Origin of the sequence: Turicibacter sp. (genome assembly GCF_017941855.1) — a bacterium.
Taxonomy (GTDB): Bacteria; Bacillota_I; Bacilli_A; order MOL361; family Turicibacteraceae; genus Turicibacter; species Turicibacter sanguinis.
On the sequence record NZ_JAGAVR010000037.1, the window covers coordinates 1 to 18591 of the forward strand.

Annotated in this window: 19 protein-coding genes; 2 read left to right on the forward strand and 17 right to left on the reverse strand. The window is 32.7% G+C overall.

The features are described 5' to 3' along the window. The first annotated feature begins 96 nt into the window (after positions 1-96). A complete protein-coding gene (locus tag J6D32_RS06030) occupies positions 97-1317 on the forward strand; it encodes a cation:proton antiporter (protein WP_006785914.1) in 1221 nt (406 codons plus the stop codon). Between the two features lie 29 nt (positions 1318-1346). Here the strand turns inward: J6D32_RS06030 and J6D32_RS06035 are convergent, their stop codons facing one another. From J6D32_RS06035 to radA, 3 genes are read right to left on the reverse strand one after another with little or no spacing between them, the layout of a single operon-like run. Then, positions 1347-2369, reverse strand: a complete 1023-nt coding sequence (locus J6D32_RS06035) for a DUF3221 domain-containing protein (protein ID WP_237701303.1) — start codon at positions 2367-2369, stop codon at positions 1347-1349. A gap of 19 nt (positions 2370-2388) precedes the next feature. After that, complete coding sequence (locus J6D32_RS06040; protein WP_006785912.1) at positions 2389-3201, reverse strand: DUF4349 domain-containing protein; 813 nt, start codon at positions 3199-3201, stop codon at positions 2389-2391. A gap of 32 nt (positions 3202-3233) precedes the next feature. Beyond that, positions 3234-4622, reverse strand: a complete 1389-nt coding sequence (radA, locus tag J6D32_RS06045; RefSeq protein ID WP_006785911.1) for a DNA repair protein RadA — start codon at positions 4620-4622, stop codon at positions 3234-3236. 563 nt (positions 4623-5185) lie between these two features. On the opposite strand from radA, the gene hflX reads away from it, so the two are divergent. Continuing rightward, positions 5186-6454, forward strand: coding sequence for a GTPase HflX (gene hflX, locus J6D32_RS06050; RefSeq protein WP_006785910.1), 1269 nt, complete (start codon positions 5186-5188; stop codon positions 6452-6454). A gap of 23 nt (positions 6455-6477) precedes the next feature. Here hflX and J6D32_RS06055 read toward each other — a convergent pair whose 3' ends face one another. The 14 genes from J6D32_RS06055 to J6D32_RS06120 form a co-directional block, all read right to left on the reverse strand. Beyond that, complete coding sequence (locus J6D32_RS06055; RefSeq protein WP_009606281.1) at positions 6478-7092, reverse strand: hypothetical protein; 615 nt, start codon at positions 7090-7092, stop codon at positions 6478-6480. Continuing rightward, the gene (locus tag J6D32_RS06060; protein WP_006785909.1) at positions 7082-7618 is read right to left on the reverse strand and encodes an RNA polymerase sigma factor; all 537 of its coding nucleotides are present in this window, start codon (positions 7616-7618) and stop codon (positions 7082-7084) included. The genes J6D32_RS06055 and J6D32_RS06060 overlap by 11 nt, the downstream gene beginning before the upstream one ends. 185 nt (positions 7619-7803) lie before the next feature. Continuing rightward, positions 7804-8133 carry a hypothetical protein gene (locus J6D32_RS06065; RefSeq protein ID WP_006785908.1) on the reverse strand — a complete coding sequence of 110 codons (330 nt, stop codon included), beginning with the start codon at positions 8131-8133 and terminating at the stop codon, positions 7804-7806. A gap of 68 nt (positions 8134-8201) precedes the next feature. Next, on the reverse strand, positions 8202-10307 hold the full coding sequence (locus tag J6D32_RS06070; RefSeq protein ID WP_287467395.1) for an EAL domain-containing protein: 2106 nt from the start codon (positions 10305-10307) through the stop codon (positions 8202-8204). Positions 10308-10555: 248 nt separating this feature from the next. Further along, positions 10556-11197 (reverse strand): lactate utilization protein, encoded by a 642-nt coding sequence (locus tag J6D32_RS06075; protein ID WP_262957488.1) that lies wholly within the window; start codon positions 11195-11197, stop codon positions 10556-10558. 317 nt (positions 11198-11514) lie between these two features. Beyond that, positions 11515-11766, reverse strand: a complete 252-nt coding sequence (locus tag J6D32_RS06080) for a spore coat protein (RefSeq protein WP_006785905.1) — start codon at positions 11764-11766, stop codon at positions 11515-11517. 12 nt (positions 11767-11778) lie between these two features. Beyond that, on the reverse strand, positions 11779-11958 hold the full coding sequence (locus J6D32_RS06085) for a hypothetical protein (RefSeq protein ID WP_229040043.1): 180 nt from the start codon (positions 11956-11958) through the stop codon (positions 11779-11781). Positions 11959-12081: 123 nt separating this feature from the next. Continuing rightward, a complete protein-coding gene (locus J6D32_RS06090; protein ID WP_006785901.1) occupies positions 12082-12795 on the reverse strand; it encodes a CBS domain-containing protein in 714 nt (237 codons plus the stop codon). Between the two features lie 2 nt (positions 12796-12797). After that, entirely contained in the window at positions 12798-13337 is a 540-nt protein-coding gene (gene thpR, locus J6D32_RS06095; RefSeq protein WP_287467397.1) for an RNA 2',3'-cyclic phosphodiesterase, read from the reverse strand. Between the two features lie 114 nt (positions 13338-13451). Then, complete coding sequence (locus J6D32_RS06100) at positions 13452-14240, reverse strand: GNAT family N-acetyltransferase (protein ID WP_006785899.1); 789 nt, start codon at positions 14238-14240, stop codon at positions 13452-13454. A gap of 88 nt (positions 14241-14328) precedes the next feature. Continuing rightward, positions 14329-15630 carry an alpha-amylase family glycosyl hydrolase gene (locus J6D32_RS06105; protein ID WP_009606296.1) on the reverse strand — a complete coding sequence of 434 codons (1302 nt, stop codon included), beginning with the start codon at positions 15628-15630 and terminating at the stop codon, positions 14329-14331. Positions 15631-15872: 242 nt separating this feature from the next. After that, a complete protein-coding gene (locus J6D32_RS06110; RefSeq protein WP_006785896.1) occupies positions 15873-16247 on the reverse strand; it encodes a hypothetical protein in 375 nt (124 codons plus the stop codon). A 162-nt stretch (positions 16248-16409) separates the two neighbouring features. Next, complete coding sequence (locus tag J6D32_RS06115; protein ID WP_195944834.1) at positions 16410-17789, reverse strand: Mur ligase family protein; 1380 nt, start codon at positions 17787-17789, stop codon at positions 16410-16412. A gap of 15 nt (positions 17790-17804) precedes the next feature. Then, on the reverse strand, positions 17805-18591 hold a 787-nt coding region (locus J6D32_RS06120), incomplete at its 5' end, for an ATP-grasp domain-containing protein (protein WP_287467398.1).

Below are 18591 nucleotides of genomic sequence, written 5' to 3' on the forward strand. Positions count from 1 at the left end.
ATTCCAATAAAAACGTTTTTTGCCTAAAATTAGGTTGTAAAATGCTTTACTTGGATGTATAATTTGTCAAGTGAAAATTAGAGGGGAGTAAATACTATGTTGTCTTACGAATTTCTATTTGATATTGCTTTAATCTTAATGAGCACTAAGCTTTTGGGATTATTAACAAAAAAAATTCAATTACCACAAGTTGTTGGAGCATTACTAGCTGGATTAATTTTAGGCCCAGCATGTCTAAATGTTTTACATGAAACAGATTTTATCCTTCAGTTATCTGAACTAGGTGTTATCGTTTTAATGTTTACAGCTGGACTTGAAACAGATATGAAAGAATTAAAGAAAACCGGAAAAGCATCTATTATTATTGCTTTACTTGGAATGATTGTTCCACTTATCGGAGGATTTATTATCGCATCCGTATTTAATAAAAATGGAATTTCAGATGCCAATGCACCAATTGTTCTTCAAAATATCTTCATCGGAATTATCCTAACTGCTACTTCAGTAAGCATTACGGTTGAAACATTAAAAGAACTTGGAAAGCTAAGTACCCGTGCTGGAAATGCTATTTTAGGAGCCGCAATTATTGATGATATTTTAGGAGTTATTGCTTTAACAGTTGTAACGAGTGCGACAAACACCGATGTTAGCATCGGATTAGTTTTAATCAAAATCGTTCTATTCTTCATTCTTGGAGGAATAGGTGGCTATATTTTCTCTAAATTCATGAATAAGAGCATGCGTCTTCATAATATGGATTTAAGACGTTTCGTCATCTTATCATTCGTTTTCTGTTTATTATTATCATTTACTGCTGAACACTTCTTCGGTGTTGCTGATATTACCGGTGCCTTTATGGCAGGTTTAGTTTTATCTAACGCACCACGTAAACATTATTTAATGGCGCGTTTTGATACAACAGCGTACATGCTATTATCACCAATTTTCTTCGCAAGTATCGGAATTAAAGTTGTGATTCCAGAAATGTCAGCGTCTTTAATCACTTTCTCAGGAATCTTAATCGTCGTTGCGATTTTAACGAAAATTCTTGGATGTGGGCTTGGAGCAAAACTTTGCCGATATACAAATGCTGAAGCTCTTCAAATCGGAACCGGAATGGTTTCAAGGGGAGAAGTCGCATTAATCGTAGCAAGTAAAGGATCTGCCTTTGGATTAATGGGATCGGTGTTCTTTGGTCCAATCGTTATCATGGTTGTCACTACGACTATTATTACACCAATTCTATTAAAATTAGTATTTTCAAATAAAGCTGCAATAGAAAATTCTCAAGTTGCATTAGAACAAACTGTTGCATAATAAAAAGACCACGAAATTTCGTGGTCTTTTTATTTGTTCAATTTTTCATAGGAAAGATTAAATCCAAAAATATATAAATCCTCTGATTGTTCTAATTCTTCATAATCAACGCCAACGGATTCTAACGAGAATAAATTACTAAAAGAAGTCATCCCACTTCCTTCGGTGAAAACTCTGGTTTCCTTATAAGTATCCATATAATAACCTTCAATACCTTCAACTGTCGTTAAGGTTTCATACTGCATTTTCCCTTCTTGTGTCAATTCCACACGTGTGATAACCGTTTGAGCAGTACAATCTTGCCCTTCATACACAAAATTTTCAAACCAACTTGTCCCAACTTCAAGCGGAGCTTTTAAAATCACTTTATTCGGGATAATAGAATTTAACAACATTTCATTTTTTAGTTGATTATACTGATCTTGATTATTAATATGTTCAATCACAGATTGGTTATCAATTTCGTATGTGAGTGTGAACGTACGATTTTCAAATTCTCCGATTCCATCCATCATTTGTCCTTCAAAACTTAATTCAAAAATATTCCCCTTTTCTTCTGCTTTAATCAATTTTTGAGAATGACCGTATTCAGCATAGCCATTATAGGATTGAATTAAGCCGATTGTTTTTGGAAAAATACTTAACAGTTGAGCATGATAGGGTTCCACTGATTCCATCACTAGCTCATTTCCCGCTTCATCTTCACTTGCTTCCACTTCTCCAATAACCTCATAACTTTTAGCACTGGCTCGACTTGGATAACTTTCTAAAATCTCACCATTTAAAGCAACCTTTAACTTCATCCCTACCTTAACATCTTGCAAATAACTAACTTCCATCAAATCGTATGAACCATTCATCCACTCTTCATAACTTTTATTTAAATCCTGTTCTGTTAAATCAAGTCGCAAAGACATCAACGCTGTATCATCACTAACCGATAACACAACACCTTCGACCACAAAGTTGGGCGTCTCCTCAAATTTAAATAATTGCGAACAACCGATTAAGATAAAAACTAAAATAATTCCACTCAAAATCCACTTCTTCACGTTCAACGTCATCCCCCAATCAGCGTCGTCTTTTACTTCGCTTAAAAATCAGTCTTGCCAAAATAACAACAAAAAGAACTACCACAAAATACGGTAAACACCCAATCAGCTTAATCACTAAAATCTTAGAATAAGATGCCATTTGACCGAGTTGCATGACTAGTTCCTCACTAATCGCTTCTTGCCAAGACGTTGCCGGATTTTTAACTAAATAAAAAGAAATCGTTACCTTCACCATATCTCGTTTTTCTTTAAGTGACTGCCATTCATCAAGTTCTGTTCGAACACGAGATAACTCCGTTTCAATTGCCAAAATTTCCTCTAATTCGTAAGCCTCTGACAACAATTCTTGATACCGTTTTTCTTGAATTGATAAATTCTTAATCCAACTATCAATCCCCTCTACTAGTAGCATTTCAGTATCAGTATATGTCTTGATTTCACTAACTTGCAAACTTGACGAAACCTTACCTAAAAAGTCAGTCATCGACGCATGAGAAACCGCTATCGTGAATCTAGCAACAGGATTACTTGATGGTGTATCAGTAGAACAAATAAAGGACGACACTAAGTTGACCGATGCCTCATCTATCAAAGTTTGTAAAAGTGTAAGACTCTCATCTAGGTCTACAACCGAAACATTTACTTCTACATTTTGATAAGTCTTATACTGTTCTGTCGCATCAGTCTGTAAGAGAGTGCTAGGATTTTGAGTCGAAACCTCTTCAGTCCTAGTTAATAATTGAGTAGGAATTAAGCTAACTAACATTAAAATAAAAATAGAAAGGATGATAAAAATCATCCCTTTTTTTATAGCTGTCCAAACATCCACTAAGATTCCCCCTCATCTTCGGTTTGTTTGAATTAAAATTTTAAATCTTCTTTAAACATTACTTTTAATGCATCAGAAATCGTATCGACACCTATCACTTCAATGCCTTGGGGTGGTGTCCATCCACCAAGATTTTTCTTTGGTATAACAGCACGTGTAAATCCAAGCTTTTTAGCTTCTTTAATGCGTTCTTCAATACGTGAAACACGTCTAATCTCACCTGTTAAACCGACTTCTCCCATATAAACATCACCACTTGGTGTCATCTTATCTTTATAACTTGAAACAATACTTGCAACAATTGCTAGGTCAACAGCCGGCTCATCAAGTTTAACACCACCTGTTACTTTGACGTAGGTATCTTGATTTTGTAAAAAGAATCCCATGCGTTTTTCTAAGACTGCTAAAATCAATGACACACGATTATGATCAACTCCAGAAGCCATACGCTTCGGATTACCAAATGAAGTTGGTGTTAAAAGCGATTGAATTTCTACAAGAATTGGTCTCGTTCCCTCAATAGAAGCCATAATAGCCGTTCCCGGTAACCCTTTCGTACGATCCTCTAAAAAGACCTCAGATGCATTGGTTACCTCATCTAACCCTTCTTCCTTCATATCAAAAATTCCGATTTCATTCGTTGAACCAAAACGGTTTTTAACTGCTCGTAAAATACGATATGTATGATGACGGTCTCCCTCAAAATAAAGAACGGTATCGACCATATGTTCAAGTAAGCGAGGTCCCGCTATATTTCCGTCCTTCGTCACGTGTCCGACAATAAAGACAGAAATCCCTCCGATTTTTGCAATCTTCATTAATTGTGCCGTACATTCACGAACCTGTGACACACTACCTGGTGCTGATGTAACCTCAGGCATATGAATCGTTTGAATCGAGTCAATAATAACAAATTCAGGTTTTAACTGTTGAATTTGTCGGTCAATCAACGTTAAATCTGTTTCAGCATAAATATATAGATTATCACTTACAACACCTAAACGTTCCGCACGAAGCTTAATTTGGCGAGCCGATTCCTCACCTGATACATATAAAACTCGAACGTTTTTAGCTGCTAAATCTTGTGCAGTTTGAAGCAGTAACGTCGATTTTCCAATTCCAGGTTCTCCCCCACAAAGAACTAACGATCCTCGTACAATTCCACCACCAAGTACACGATTTAATTCACTCATCGATGTGTGAATACGAGCTTCTTCACTCGTTTCAATTTCATGTAATTTTTGAGGTTTCGTCATTGATTCACTTGCTACAAAGCCACGACGAGCCTCAGCCTTTGTTGGCTTTAATTCCTCAACCATTGAATTCCATTCACCACAACCTGTACAACGTCCAACCCATTTTAAACTTTCCATTCCACATTGTTGACAGAAAAATGATGTTTTTGTTTTAGCTCTTGCCATTTGGTGCCTCCTCATAAATTGTATAGTCTTCTAATCTCATTATCACATATCTGTGCAAGATATCCTAGCCGTGTATAAATCTTTTTGAATCAAACGCATAAACTATATATAAGTCGAGATAAGTTTTTCATACTTGGAAAACTTTTAACTTATTACCCTATCAATTGAGGATGGTTCGCTTTGCCCACCGCTAGGTGACTCATTACCTCCCAGCAGAGGATAGCTAAGATTTCGACTGATGTCTCACTACTTAGCACAGGAACCCCCTATAGTTATACCTCTGTACCAAAAGGGCTTCAGTACTGAGACAAATTTATAATAGTGAAATACATTTCTGTTTCTATATAGTAAAAGGTAACAACACAAACTCTACAATTATATATACGATTATATTTCTATTTTACCTTTTTTAAAATTAGAAAATAGCTCTTTAATATTTTTTATCTTTACTTATAACAGATTTAACGTAACAAGTTGTAAAAATTTTTTAAATAGACAAAAACTACTGCTTCTTATATAGTAAACTTATAGTAGTTTTTCAACAATTAAACAGAGGTGATCAAATGGAAGAAATCATGCAACGCGCCATATTAGTTGGTGTTGATTTAAATAGTGATAAAAATTTTGAATACAGTGTCGAAGAATTAAGAAACTTAGCAGAAGCTTGTAATGTTGAAGTCGTTGGTTTATTAACTCAAAAACTTGAGCGCGTAAACTCTGCTTGCTATATTGGAACAGGAAAGGTAGAAGAAGTCGCTTTATTAGTCGCTCAAAACGATGCTAACTTAGTTATCTTTAATGATGAACTGTCTCCTTCTCAAATTCGTAACCTAGAAGCAGGATTACAATGTAAAGTAATTGATCGTACTATTTTAATTCTAGATATCTTTGCTCGTCGGGCAAAAACTCGCGAAGCACAACTTCAAGTAGAGGTTGCACAACTTCGTTATATGATGCCTCGTTTAATTGGATTAAATGCTTCATTATCTCGTCAAGCCGGTGGAATTGGTTCAAAAGGACCTGGAGAGAAAAAGCTTGAACTTGACCGTCGTCGTATTGAAGAGCAAGTGCATCGTTTAAATAAAGAACTCGATTCTTTAGTACTTGCACGCCAAAATCAACGAAAATTGCGTAAACGTAATGCGACTCCAGTTGTTGCTCTTGTTGGATATACGAATGCAGGTAAATCAACCACGATGAATGCTTTATTAAAAATCTCAAACTCACAACTTGATAAAGTTGTTTTTGAAAAAAATATGTTGTTTGCAACACTTGAAACATCAACTCGTCAAATTCAACTACCAGATAATAAGCAATTTTTATTAACTGATACTGTAGGATTTGTCAGCAAACTTCCTCACCAATTAGTAAAAGCATTCCGTTCAACACTTGAGGAAGTAACTGAAGCCGATCTTTTACTTCATGTTGTAGATTTATCTCATCCTGAATTTGAAACACAAATTGAAATCACAAACAAAGTATTAGCAGAATTAGGCGTTTCAGAAACACCAATGGTTTATGTTTATAATAAATCAGATTTAGCACCGGATGAAATTGCACCTCCAACAGATCAAGATTCTGTTCGTATTTCTGCTAAAAACTTAGAAAATATTGATGAATTAATTAATATGATTAAGCACCACATTTTCCAAAACTACGTAAAGGCTACCTTCTTGATTCCATATGATCGTGGAAATCTTGTTTCTTATTTAAATGAAGTAGCCACTGTATTTTCAACGGAATACCAAGAAAACGGAACGTTAATTACAGTAGAATGTTCAGCGCATGACGCACAGAGATTATCTGAATACATAATAAAAACAACTCACTAATTTAGTGAGTTGTTTTTATTATGTTATTGAATAGCATCAACTTTATCTAAATGCAACAAATCTCGTACGACAGAATCTTGACCACCATACAAGAAATAATTTAAATCATCCAACTTAAACAATTGATATGAGCTTAGCGATTGATTCATTTCTGATAAAATAGCTTCTAAATTAGTGCTAACAGATTCATTATCCACATCTGTGGATAACTCTAAAAAGTAACTTGGCTGATTATAAACGATGAAGGAATGAATAGTAATTCCATCAGTTACAAATGAAGTATCATCTGTAAATTCAATCGAAGCTTGTGTTAACTGTGTTTTAAATTGCGAGAACATTGTTTCAGGTATCAAATTTCTCATCACACCATCTTGCTCTTCACTCGAAATTGCCATTGGCGTTGCTTCATTTAAGTACTGTGGTTGTGAGACCTCTTCTTTACTTTGAACTAATACAACTAACATCATTGTTGCAAAAGTCATAGCTGTTAAAGACAGACCTTTAACTTTACGATATCTAATCCCTGAAGTTCTTGATTTTTTCGTCACATAATCAAGTGTTCTTGCTTTTAAATGAGGATTGATTTGGATTGTTTCTAGTTGTTTATGAATGGCTTCTCGTATTTCTTTATCTTCCACTAATCTCACCTCTTTCTTCCATCATTTTTTTCAATTTTTCTCGCCCACGAGCCAAACGACTTTGTACGGTTCCCTTTGGTATATTTAAAATCTTTGCCATTTCATCATAACTAAAGTCTTCATAATAAAATAGTAAGATTACTTCTTTATATCTTTGTGGAAGCTTCATAATCATTTCATATAATTCATTATTTGATTCTGACTGTGTCATATCAAATGGTTGTTCATATTGTGTCTGATTTTGCTCTTCTAAAGTTCCAAAGGTAGTAACACGTCGCAACCAGCTCGTTCGTAAAAGGTCTTTACACGTATTAATCGTGATTCGGATTAACCATGTCTTTTCACTACTTAAATGCTCAAATTTATGATAATTCTTCATGACCTTATAAAAGACCTCTTGAAAAATATCTTCGGCTAATTGCTGATCTTTAACATATAAATATGCAATTTTTAAGACATCTTGTCCATAATCCTCAATCAATCGTTCAACGACCATTTGGGCTGATTGATAGGTGTCTTTTTTCACTTATTTCCACCTCTTTCACTTATTAGACGTATGAACTCTTAAATTGGTTCCCATCTATCTTAATAAATTATAACTAATTTCCGTCAAAAAAAAATCAAATTCTTTCATTTCCATCATTCTCTTACAATCAGACGAAAAAAGAGCTAAACTATGCTAATCATTCACATAAATTTAGCTCTTAATTTTTATGATAATAATTTTGAATCTAAATCATTTAATTCCTTTGATTTTGATTCTTTTTTCTTTAATTCACCTTTACCATCCATTACAACTTGGATAACAGCTGGTCCTCCATCTGCTGAAAGTGGACTATTCTCTCCACCTACTAGATTTTCAATTAACTCTTTAAAGAATCCATATTTTCTTTCTTCATAAACAGAAAGAATTTGAACAAGTAATTCATTCGTTAAATGAATTCCTTCTTCTTCTAAGTGTTGACATAAATCTTCGATAAAATCAGAGTCTGGTTCTAAAAATGCTTCAAGTCCTAAATCCATATTGATATCTTGTTTCATCTCATTCACCTCTTGAAACTACAACATTAATTCTACTCATACATTTTATTATGACTTATTTTATAAAATTAAACAACCAATTTTCTCTGATAATAGCTTCCACTCACAACATCAATTCCAAAATTCGAAATTAAATCATGAGAAGATTTATTGTCAATATCCGAACAACAAATCTTCACATTGTAATTAGAGCAAACCGATATTAAAGATTTCATCATTCCTGAGTAATGATACGTTGAACTTAGATATTGAATTAAACTAGGACTTAATTTTAAATAATTAATATTTAAATTTCGAATTGATCCTGTTAGGGAACCCGTTCCATAATCATCAAGAGCTACCCCAACTCCTAACTCATGCAAACGATTAATCAACTTTTTCAAAAATTCATTTTGTTCAAATAAAACATCTTCATTGATACTAATAATGATTTGATTATAATTCAAATTATATCGTTTTAAACAATTTAAGATACGTCCTACAATTAACTTATTCATTAATGTTTCTCGTGATAATTTAATAAATAGATACGGATTTGAATGAATGGTCTGATACGCTTCTTTAATTAATTGACAGCCAATTTCAAGAGTTGCCATTTCAACTTCCATTAATAAACTTTCTCTAATAACTTCTTTATCTCCATCCAGATTATCAATTACTAAATTTAAATCACTTAATATCCCTTTAAACTCAATTCCGAATAACTGTTGGCCACCTTCATTATAAAAATGCTTTTTATCAATAATAAAATTCTTCTCTTTATATGCTTTTAATAAAAGATTATGAATGTCCTCTGAAAGAGCCAAATACGACGATGATTCTTGACAAAAACTTACACTATAATTCTGTTCAAGTTCAGTATGGACAACCATCCCATAAAAAGAAGTATACACAATACGCATTGTTTTAGAAAAATCAGAAGATGTAAAGCGTGGTAAACAAAATGCTACCGTATATTTTCGTTGTAAATTATCATATAGGGGCTTTAATAAACTATTTAATTTTTGTTTTAATTTCACTTCTCCAGTACACGCCTTAAAATAAAACCATAATCCATGATCATGGAAACAAAACGTTAACTCACCTTGAATAATTGCATTCAAATTATTAATTAAACTTTCCTTTAATTCCTGTGAAAATTCACTGCAAAAACAATCATCAACCATTAAAAAACCAACCACTGTTTGTGAATTATACTCACGTTGGTAGTGGGCTCCCATCTGTTGCCACGAAACAATCCGATATTTATCATCAAACTTAACAGAATCTAATTGGTTATAATACTGTTTATACGTTTGATAAACATTTTGAATTTTAGTTTTCAAAATACCCTCCTCATAAAATAAAATCTGACGATTTTGACCTAGTAACTCATAAATTTTCAAATAACACTCTTTATCCTTCACAATACTTTCTTCACCTAGCAAGTAATAATAAAAAACTCTTAACAAATAATACTGATGATTTTCACTCAATTTTTGGGTAACATCCGCTATATACTGACCAATTTCATCTTTCTTATAAATCAACTGATAGGTTAAATCATACAGCATCAAATACGGATTATGCTTTGAAATAGAAGAATCGTGACTAAAATCTAGCCACTTAATTTCCTCAAATTTATTCAATTTATAAAAAGATTGTGTCTGAATCACATAAATAATCATCAAAAATTCTCGATTCACACCTAAATCCTGATAATCTTGATGGTAAGATAAAACTTCTAAAATTTTATCGTAGTCTTGATTTACATATAGATTTAACAAATCAAATACAAACACAATAGAAGCTGGAACAAAATTTTCTCCATACAATTGAACCAACGAATTAAATCGAATAATACCTTTTCGATTACATGATTTGAGAATAATTTGAGAGAGTTTTTCAAATGAATAAGTCACTAAAAGGGGATTCTTTTTCTCAACACTTACTTCTAACGCTCTTTTATAATAATTTTCTGCCTCTTTATAAAATTGATTTGACTCAAAAATATATCCTAATTCTAGATAAATATATACCTTCAAAATATTATTAAAATCTAATTCCTCTAAAAGACTTAGACACTCAATTAAATAAACTATTGCTGTATGATACTCTTTTTGTTCAACAAAGTATTGCTCACTTAAAATTAAAAGAGAAACCAAGTAATCAAAATTTTGATGACTTCGTTCCACTTCAATTATCCTTTCTAATGAATCTTCCGATATAGAGTCAAAATTAAAACTCTCTTTTATAGAATAAAATTTATCTAATAAATAACTTGCTTGTATAAAAAAACTTAACAATTGCTTTCTAGATATTGAAGCCCCCATATTAAACTCTCTCCTGTTCACCAACAACGTACCACATAGCTATTATTATACTAACCTCTCGCAAACAAATACATAGGAGAATTTGAGAGATAACGGCGAATATTCCATTCTTAAAACCCTAAGTTCTCATTGACTAAAATAACATGAACACGATCTTTAAATCCTTGCGGTCCCATCAGTACGTAATTTCGACAAATTCGTTCTAAACTTTTACAATCACTACATCTTAACGTTTTAGCACACGGTGTTTTCTTATTTAAACGAAGGGCATTCGCTGGAGCTGCCACCTCACGATTTCTTTTAATCGCCGCGTCTAAATCACGGACAATCTTATTCACACCCGCTACAATAATCACCTTATTCGGACCATAAAGTAGTGCTGCTACACGATTACTACGTCCATCCACATTATATAAAAAACCATCCTCTGTAATCGCATTCGCACTACTCAAATAAACATCCGCCATAAAACATTCACGATAACGTGAATGACGCTCTTCATTTGTCAAATTAGCTTCTTGAGTTGCAATAAAATCATATTTACCGCTTTGAAGTTCTTGCATAATTCCCACTTCATTCAACGTTACTGACCCACCTACTCCGATTTTGTCACCTTCACTTAGCATCGATTTGACCAACGTTAGTGCTTCCTCACGTGTCTTAACAAACATCGGATTCATACAATGAGCCTCTAAAGCCTTCATTGTCCGTTCTACTCGCTTTATCATCACTTCATTTACAAACTCATTCATATAAAATTCCTCCTGTTTACCTTTACACCTTTAACATACCCACAAAACGTATTTTTGGCAAGAGCAAAAAGTCATGTTAATTATTATCATTACAAATCCATATCTTTTCTAATTGAATCAATACTTTATAAAAAATTCGATTCACATAAAAAAAGACACCGTAAAAGTGTCTTAATTTAATCTATACTATATTTTAAATCAATTTCTCCCAATAAAATTTCAGTTAACTGAAACCTAATGAGAAGGATTAATACTTTCTTAAATTCTTCGCATTACTTCTAATCAGAAAAATTTTTTACTTCATGACTTTTTTAAAATTACTGTGCATTTGGAGCAAATTTTTGTTTAACTTGTTCAATTTGCTGTTGGTCAGCTGCCTGTGATGGATACCAGCCTTTTTGTGCCATTGCAGCATAAACTTCATTTTGCATACAAAGTGTATCATTTAAAACCTTCTCAAAAGTAGTATGTACATTTAATGTTGATGACTCAATTGTTCCATGTAAGTATAAATCTGCCGCACCTTTTAACACTAAAAGAACATCTTCCATAAGATCTCTTTCGTTCATACTATACCCTCCTTATTGATTTAATAATTGATAAAATTGATCAAAAATCATTTTTTGTTTATTGGCTATTTTTTCAACTAATTGTTTCAAATCTTCATTTGAAAGTTGTGATGCACATTCACGACATTTTTTCTCCATATGTTGAGCATGCCCCAGTGCATCTTGAATATATAAAAGTTCTTTTGGACTCATCATATCACCTCCAATCAACTTATATTTATTATTTATCAATGAAGATAGGTTATGCACGCTGAGATTTTATTATCAAAACATTAACTTTTATTACTTTTAATTTTTATGAGGCCAGTTATTTTATTAATTAAATACATATTGATCATTCGTATAAATATATTTCAACAAATCATCATATGTAATAACTGCTTCAATCTCACCACTTTTATCTCCTGTTGTCGTTAATAATAAAGCATCTAATTTTTTGGGTGACTTTTGAAATAACTGCCACGCATCATAAACTGTCATACTTTCCTTTACAAACTCATACTGAGACTTTTTCTCATAATCTAAAATATCTTTCATTGTGCCATCCAATTCAATATTATTATTCTCAATATGCTTTTGTAACCATTTCGTCACTGCCCGAGAAGTTACCAATCCCATAAATTCATTTCCTTCATAAATTGGAAATTTTGAAAATTCTTTTTCAGCTGATGTCTTTAAAACCGTATGCAGTGTATCCGTCATCAAAAACTTTACAACCTCACTTTTAAATACAGTTAAATCGGCCGGATCCACCAACTGTTGTTCAATGAACTTCATTCTTTCGACTGTCTCATCAGATGGCGTTGCGATGACCGACTCAAAATCATCCGTTTGATGAACAATAATATTTCGAAGTTTTCTAAATAAATGTAACTCATCCATATAACGCTCAATCATCGGATGACTTTTCGCCTTATAAAGTAAATCACTAAACGAAACATTATCATCTGAATTCGTATATTTCTTCAAATACTTATGGATATGATTGAAAGATTCAATAAACTCTAGATAACCAGCTTGTTGTGCCATACTTAAACCAACTCCCGTGTAAAAAGTGGACGATACATTAAAGTCCCATCAACATTTATACTTTCAAATAATGTCACATTCAAAATCTCAGCCTGTCGTTCAATCGTTATCCCACGTGAAATATCAACCAGTGGCACTAAAAGTTTAGAATGACGACACAGTGTAATATGTGGTGTATAAATCTGCTCATCTTTCTCAATCAACGAATGTTTTACTAATTTATCATTTAATTTCATGACATAATCCGTCAATTCAACAGCCGGCTGACATCCCATATAAATCACATACCGTCCCTTTTTATTAAAAAAACCAATGTGATCGAAAAATAACTTCATACGTTGAACCTCTAAATCTTTGATAATCTGAACAATCTCTGGAACTTTAGACTCCTCTATCATCCCTAGAAATCTTAATGTTAAATGAAAATTATCATATCTCGTATAATTTGCTCGTTCACAATATTTCTCAACCATCAACTGAGACGTCTGAAAATAATCATTCACATCATCTGAAAACTTTACACCTATAAATAATCTCTTCATATCGTCACCTAATATTGTTCTTTTCTAATAGGATATACCAAATCGTGTAGAAATATTTCAAAAAATAGCGAAAAAGGAACCTGAAATTTTAAGTAACGGTTCCTTTTCCAATATTTATTTACAAACAATCATCTTCCATTTTCCAATCGTCTTAAACCCTAATTTATGATAAACTGCTCCAGCCTCAGGATTATCATAAAATAAACAAAGTGTCTTATTCTCATTTAATAAATCACGGCATAATTTTGATAAACATTGCGCCATAAATCCACGTTTTCGATAATCTTTGTGTGTAGCAACGGCTACAACCATAGCCGACTTCGAATTCTCAGCTGCTGTTTGCACATTACAAACCACATCTTTTGCTTCATTTTCAATAAAATAAACACGTCCTGAACGACTTTCGATTTTACGACAGATCTCATCTGTTGACCTAAACGTTCCAGAAAACTCTTCAATCGTCACTAACAAATCTAAAATACGTCTAGCATCCTCACAACTTGCTTCTTTAATCTCAACTAAAACCTCTTCTAAAAACGAATCATCTATTAACTCACAAAAATACATTTCTCGCACTTCTGCCTGTTCAAAACAATCAGTAAATTGATCAGCAATAACTTTTTCACCTGAAATAATTTTTGCGCAGTCATTAGTTTTAATAATCGACTTAAATCCCTCTACATTAAAATCTAAATCCTCAAAATATGGAATAAAGTTCTCACGATAACGAAGTAAAACACCATTTAACTCATCATTTTCATTAAAGCTTCCCCACACCGTTTGAATATCAGAATCAAATCCAAAATTTTCAATATCCCCAATTTGAAATAAATTTAATCCTGGATTTTTACTTAAAAAAGCAAGTGTCTTTATTCTATCTCCCTCAGTTAATTGTCTTATCATTATGTTTCATCCCCTTCATAGATATTAAAAGCATTATAACAGGATTCATCATAATAAGAAAGAATCAAATTACATTTTATTCCATAACTTATTTAGCTATATCAAACACAATCGCACGTACATCTAATTGAACTTTTCCATCTTGCACAACAACCTCTTTATTAGTTAAGCAATCTTTATAGATGCCATCTGCAATCTCAATTGATACGACACCTGATTTACTAGCAAAATTAAAGATTGCAACACGTGTCTTATAACTTGTTTCATAAGATAAGATAACAGTATCAGCTACATCGCCTGTTTGAATTCGATAAAATCCCTCTGCCATAATAGCGTCATGCTTTAACTCACTTAACTGCTTCATATAATCAGCAAGGCCGTGTTCATTGTAACGACTCCAATTCACTTTATCGATATCAAATAAACTTGGTCGATTCGTATCAAGAGCCTCTTGCCCCGCATAAATCATCGTTGTTCCTTTTTGAAGATACGTGAAAGCTGTCCAAGTAAAGAGTTGATCGATATTGGGAATCAGTGTAGCTGCGCGGTCTTGATCATGATTTTCTAAACAACGAAGCTTCACATAATTATCCGGATAAATACCTTCTTGCATCGCAACACGATCAATGTATGCATTCAATGAATTTTTGCCACGTAAATAACCTTGATACTCCTCAAAAACATCATAGTCATAGCAGATATCAAATGCTTGATAAACCTCGCTATCACTTGCCGCTTCATATCCAAGTGAACGGATATAGTTCACAAATCCAATATGTACACTTTCTGCAAGCCAGATAAAGTTTGGATTAATCTTTGCAATCTCTTTTCTAGCGCGTACCCAAAATTCAATAGGAACGAGCGATGCTACATCACATCGATACCCATCTACACCAAGACTAGCCCAGTATTCAAGAGTATCTAAAAGTTCTGCCCATAACTCTTCACCTTTTGAATAATCTAAATCTGTAATATCGGACCAATCTCCGACACGATTTGCGAAGTTCCCATCTTCATTTTTATAAAACCACTCTGGATGTGTGTTAAGTAAATGGGAATCGCGTGACGTATGATTAAACACAACATCAATCATCAACTTCATTCCATGTTCATGAGTCGCTTCAATTAGACGTTTAAAATCATCTAACGTTCCATACTCAGGATTTACTTCACGATAATTTTGAATTGAATAAGGACATCCGAGCTCACCTTTTTTATCTTTTTGACCAATCGGATGAATCGGCAATAAATATAAAATATCGACTCCTAAATTTTTAATGCGATCTAAATCTTCAATTAATTCATTGAACGTTCCACTTGCATTGTGATTTCGATTATACACTTGATAAATAACCATTTGTCGTAATGATTTCGGTGTATCTATTGCCATGCCTCATTCCCCCTAAAATAAATAATGTTAATCACCCTTAATATACACTGCCACTAGTAAAAAGCCTGTCGAAAGGAACTAAACTTTCACCTTGTAATGGGTTACGTTATACAACTCTTTTTCATGCAATAATAATGAAACTAACGGAAAAAATTCGACTTAATACAAAGAGAACTCTTTATATAAATCTGTGGATAAAGCAATAGATAGCATAAAAAAAAATCAGGCTAAGCCTGATTTTTTTAATACATTAATGTAATAACAAATTGAATTGTAAAACTAAATGTCACCATAATCGAAATTAAAGCAAGCATTGTAATAATTTGAGTAAATCCACCTAGCATTGGGAATTTCTCTTTAAATATCTCATAAAGCTTATATGTTAAAACTCCCATAAACGCAAACACAAAATTAATTGCAATATGAATTAAAGACATTTTAATGAAATACGGAATCGTGTAAAACAACGAACTTCCAAACGAAAGCATCAAAGCTAACACGGATAATACAGTATTCACTAAAACAAACTCAATTGGTCGATAATGGGGTTTAAATAATTTAAACACAAATCCTATAATAAAAAAGACAATTGGAAAAACGACTAATGCAAAAATCATGTTCTTATGTCATCCTCTCTCAACCCATACAATACTGAATATAGTCTAATCATAACATATCGACAGATTAAATAGAAGGGCTAACATTTTCTAGGTAACCGGTTATATAAGTTATCCACAGTTTGTTTTTTTAAAAACTGTGGATAACAAAGATGACAAAAACTAACCCTTAATAATTTGTTCTGTTAATTCCTTGATATCGTAGTCAAACATAGAACATTTAATGAGCAAAGTTGTTTCTTCATTAAGGATATCAGATAATAATTCATAGACACCTTCTGTTTGTTCAAACTGAAAGACCTTACCATGGAATCCATTCAATGAACATTCAGTAGCTATATTATTAGCAAGATCTCCAATTGTAATTAGATAATCAATGTTAAATTTAGCTATCATTTTTCCAACTTCTTTATGATAGTCCGCTGAGTGCTCTCCTAACTGTTTAATATGGCCAATTAATGCAACTTTTTTATGTTGTTGATTTAATTCGCATAAAGTATTCATTGCTGCCTTCAAAGAAGCTGTATTTATATTCCAAGTATCATCAATTATTGTAGCTTGATTTAATCCTTTTTTGATTTCACAATGATTCATAAGTAATTTAAAACTAGACAATGCTTGAGCAGCCTGAGTAATTCCAATTCCCATTTCGTGTGTTGCAGCTAAAGCTGCTAAAGCATTATAAACTTGATGCTTTCCATAACCAGGAACAAAAATTTGATACTTCATTTTATTTAAAGTTAAAGTAAAGTTCATTCCATTATTTCCATAAGTAATATTAGACGCTTGGAATAAACACGGAGTATCAATCCCAAAATAGATGATATTTCCTTTACATTTTGATGTATCTATTGTTTTTATTTTTTCATCATCCGCATTTAATATTAGCGTTCCACCTTCAGGAATAACAGAAACCATTTCAGCTTTTGCATTAATATAACCTTGTAAAGTTTTACATCTCTCTAAATGGTCAATTCCAATATTCGTGATAATCCCGATATTAGGCAAAAAATGACTACAAGTATATGTAATATCTCCTGGTGCTCCCACAGCTGACTCATAAACAGCTGCCTGAATAGAATCATCAATTCGTAAAAGATAAATTAAGTTTCTAGGATTTCCATTTGCGGAGCGAACTGTTCCTTCAACCTTATACCAAGTACTTAAGATATGTTTGATCATATCTTTAGTGGTCGTTTTACCTGAAGTTCCTGTTACCGCAACAACAGGAATATCAAATAATTGGCGATAAAAATGGATGAACGCATCATATGCATCATCAATATCCGAAACTCTAATGACTATACAACCAGAAATTTTTTTTAATTCTTTGACTTCACGGTCAACCACTACCGCACATGGGCAATATTGAGCTATACGTTTAAAATCAATATTTCGATGCTGAACTAAGAATAATAATGTATTGGGCTGTTCGATGTGTTCATAATATCTAGCCACATCTTTGATTAAGATATCAGAATTTCCTTGAATAATTGTTCCTTTAATGACTGTTAATATTTTTCCAAGTGTATGAGCTTTCAATTTTTTCCCCCTAAATCAATTATTGCTTTCATCATCTGATGAATTTGATATAATAAATTTTATTTCTGAAGCTGCTTGTAAAGCATTCTTTTTGGCTTCGATTTCCGTTCGTCCAGTTGCAATAACATACGCATACCGATCCCCCATAGATTGCGGTGGTATTAGATAAGCACTTTTTTTAGGTTTTACATAAACATATTCAACGTGTGGTGAATTAAGTGCTCTTTTTTTCCCAGTTACTTTTACTAAAACACCTTCTTCATTTATGATAATATGTTGGCAATAGACATGTTTTCTATATTTTGGATGCAAGTTAGGCTGAAAACCTAGAGCAAATTTTAATGTTTCTTCAACATAGTTAATTCCAAATCCTGCTTTTATCATATTATTCATACCGCCACCTGAAATACGAGGATTTATCTCAATCAACTTCCAGTTATCCTTAACTAGTCTCATCTCAAGATGGCAAGTTCCATTTGTCATACCATGTATTTGAATGATTTCCACAACAGCTTTTTTTAATTTTTCTTCAAAAGCAGTATCATCCGTTAAGATTAAGTTATACGCTGTTATTATAAAACGTTGAGTATCAGTCACTATTTGTTCAAAAATTGCGACAATATGAACACTAGAATCCTTTACAAAACATTCGACTAAGTATTGAGGCCCCTCGAGAAACTCTTCTAAAATAATAGGATCATTTGGATATTTAGAAAATAACATTTCACTTTTTTGTTTGTAATCATCTAGATTGCTAATTTTCAATACATCTTTAGATCCGGTTGAGGTTGGACATTTAACA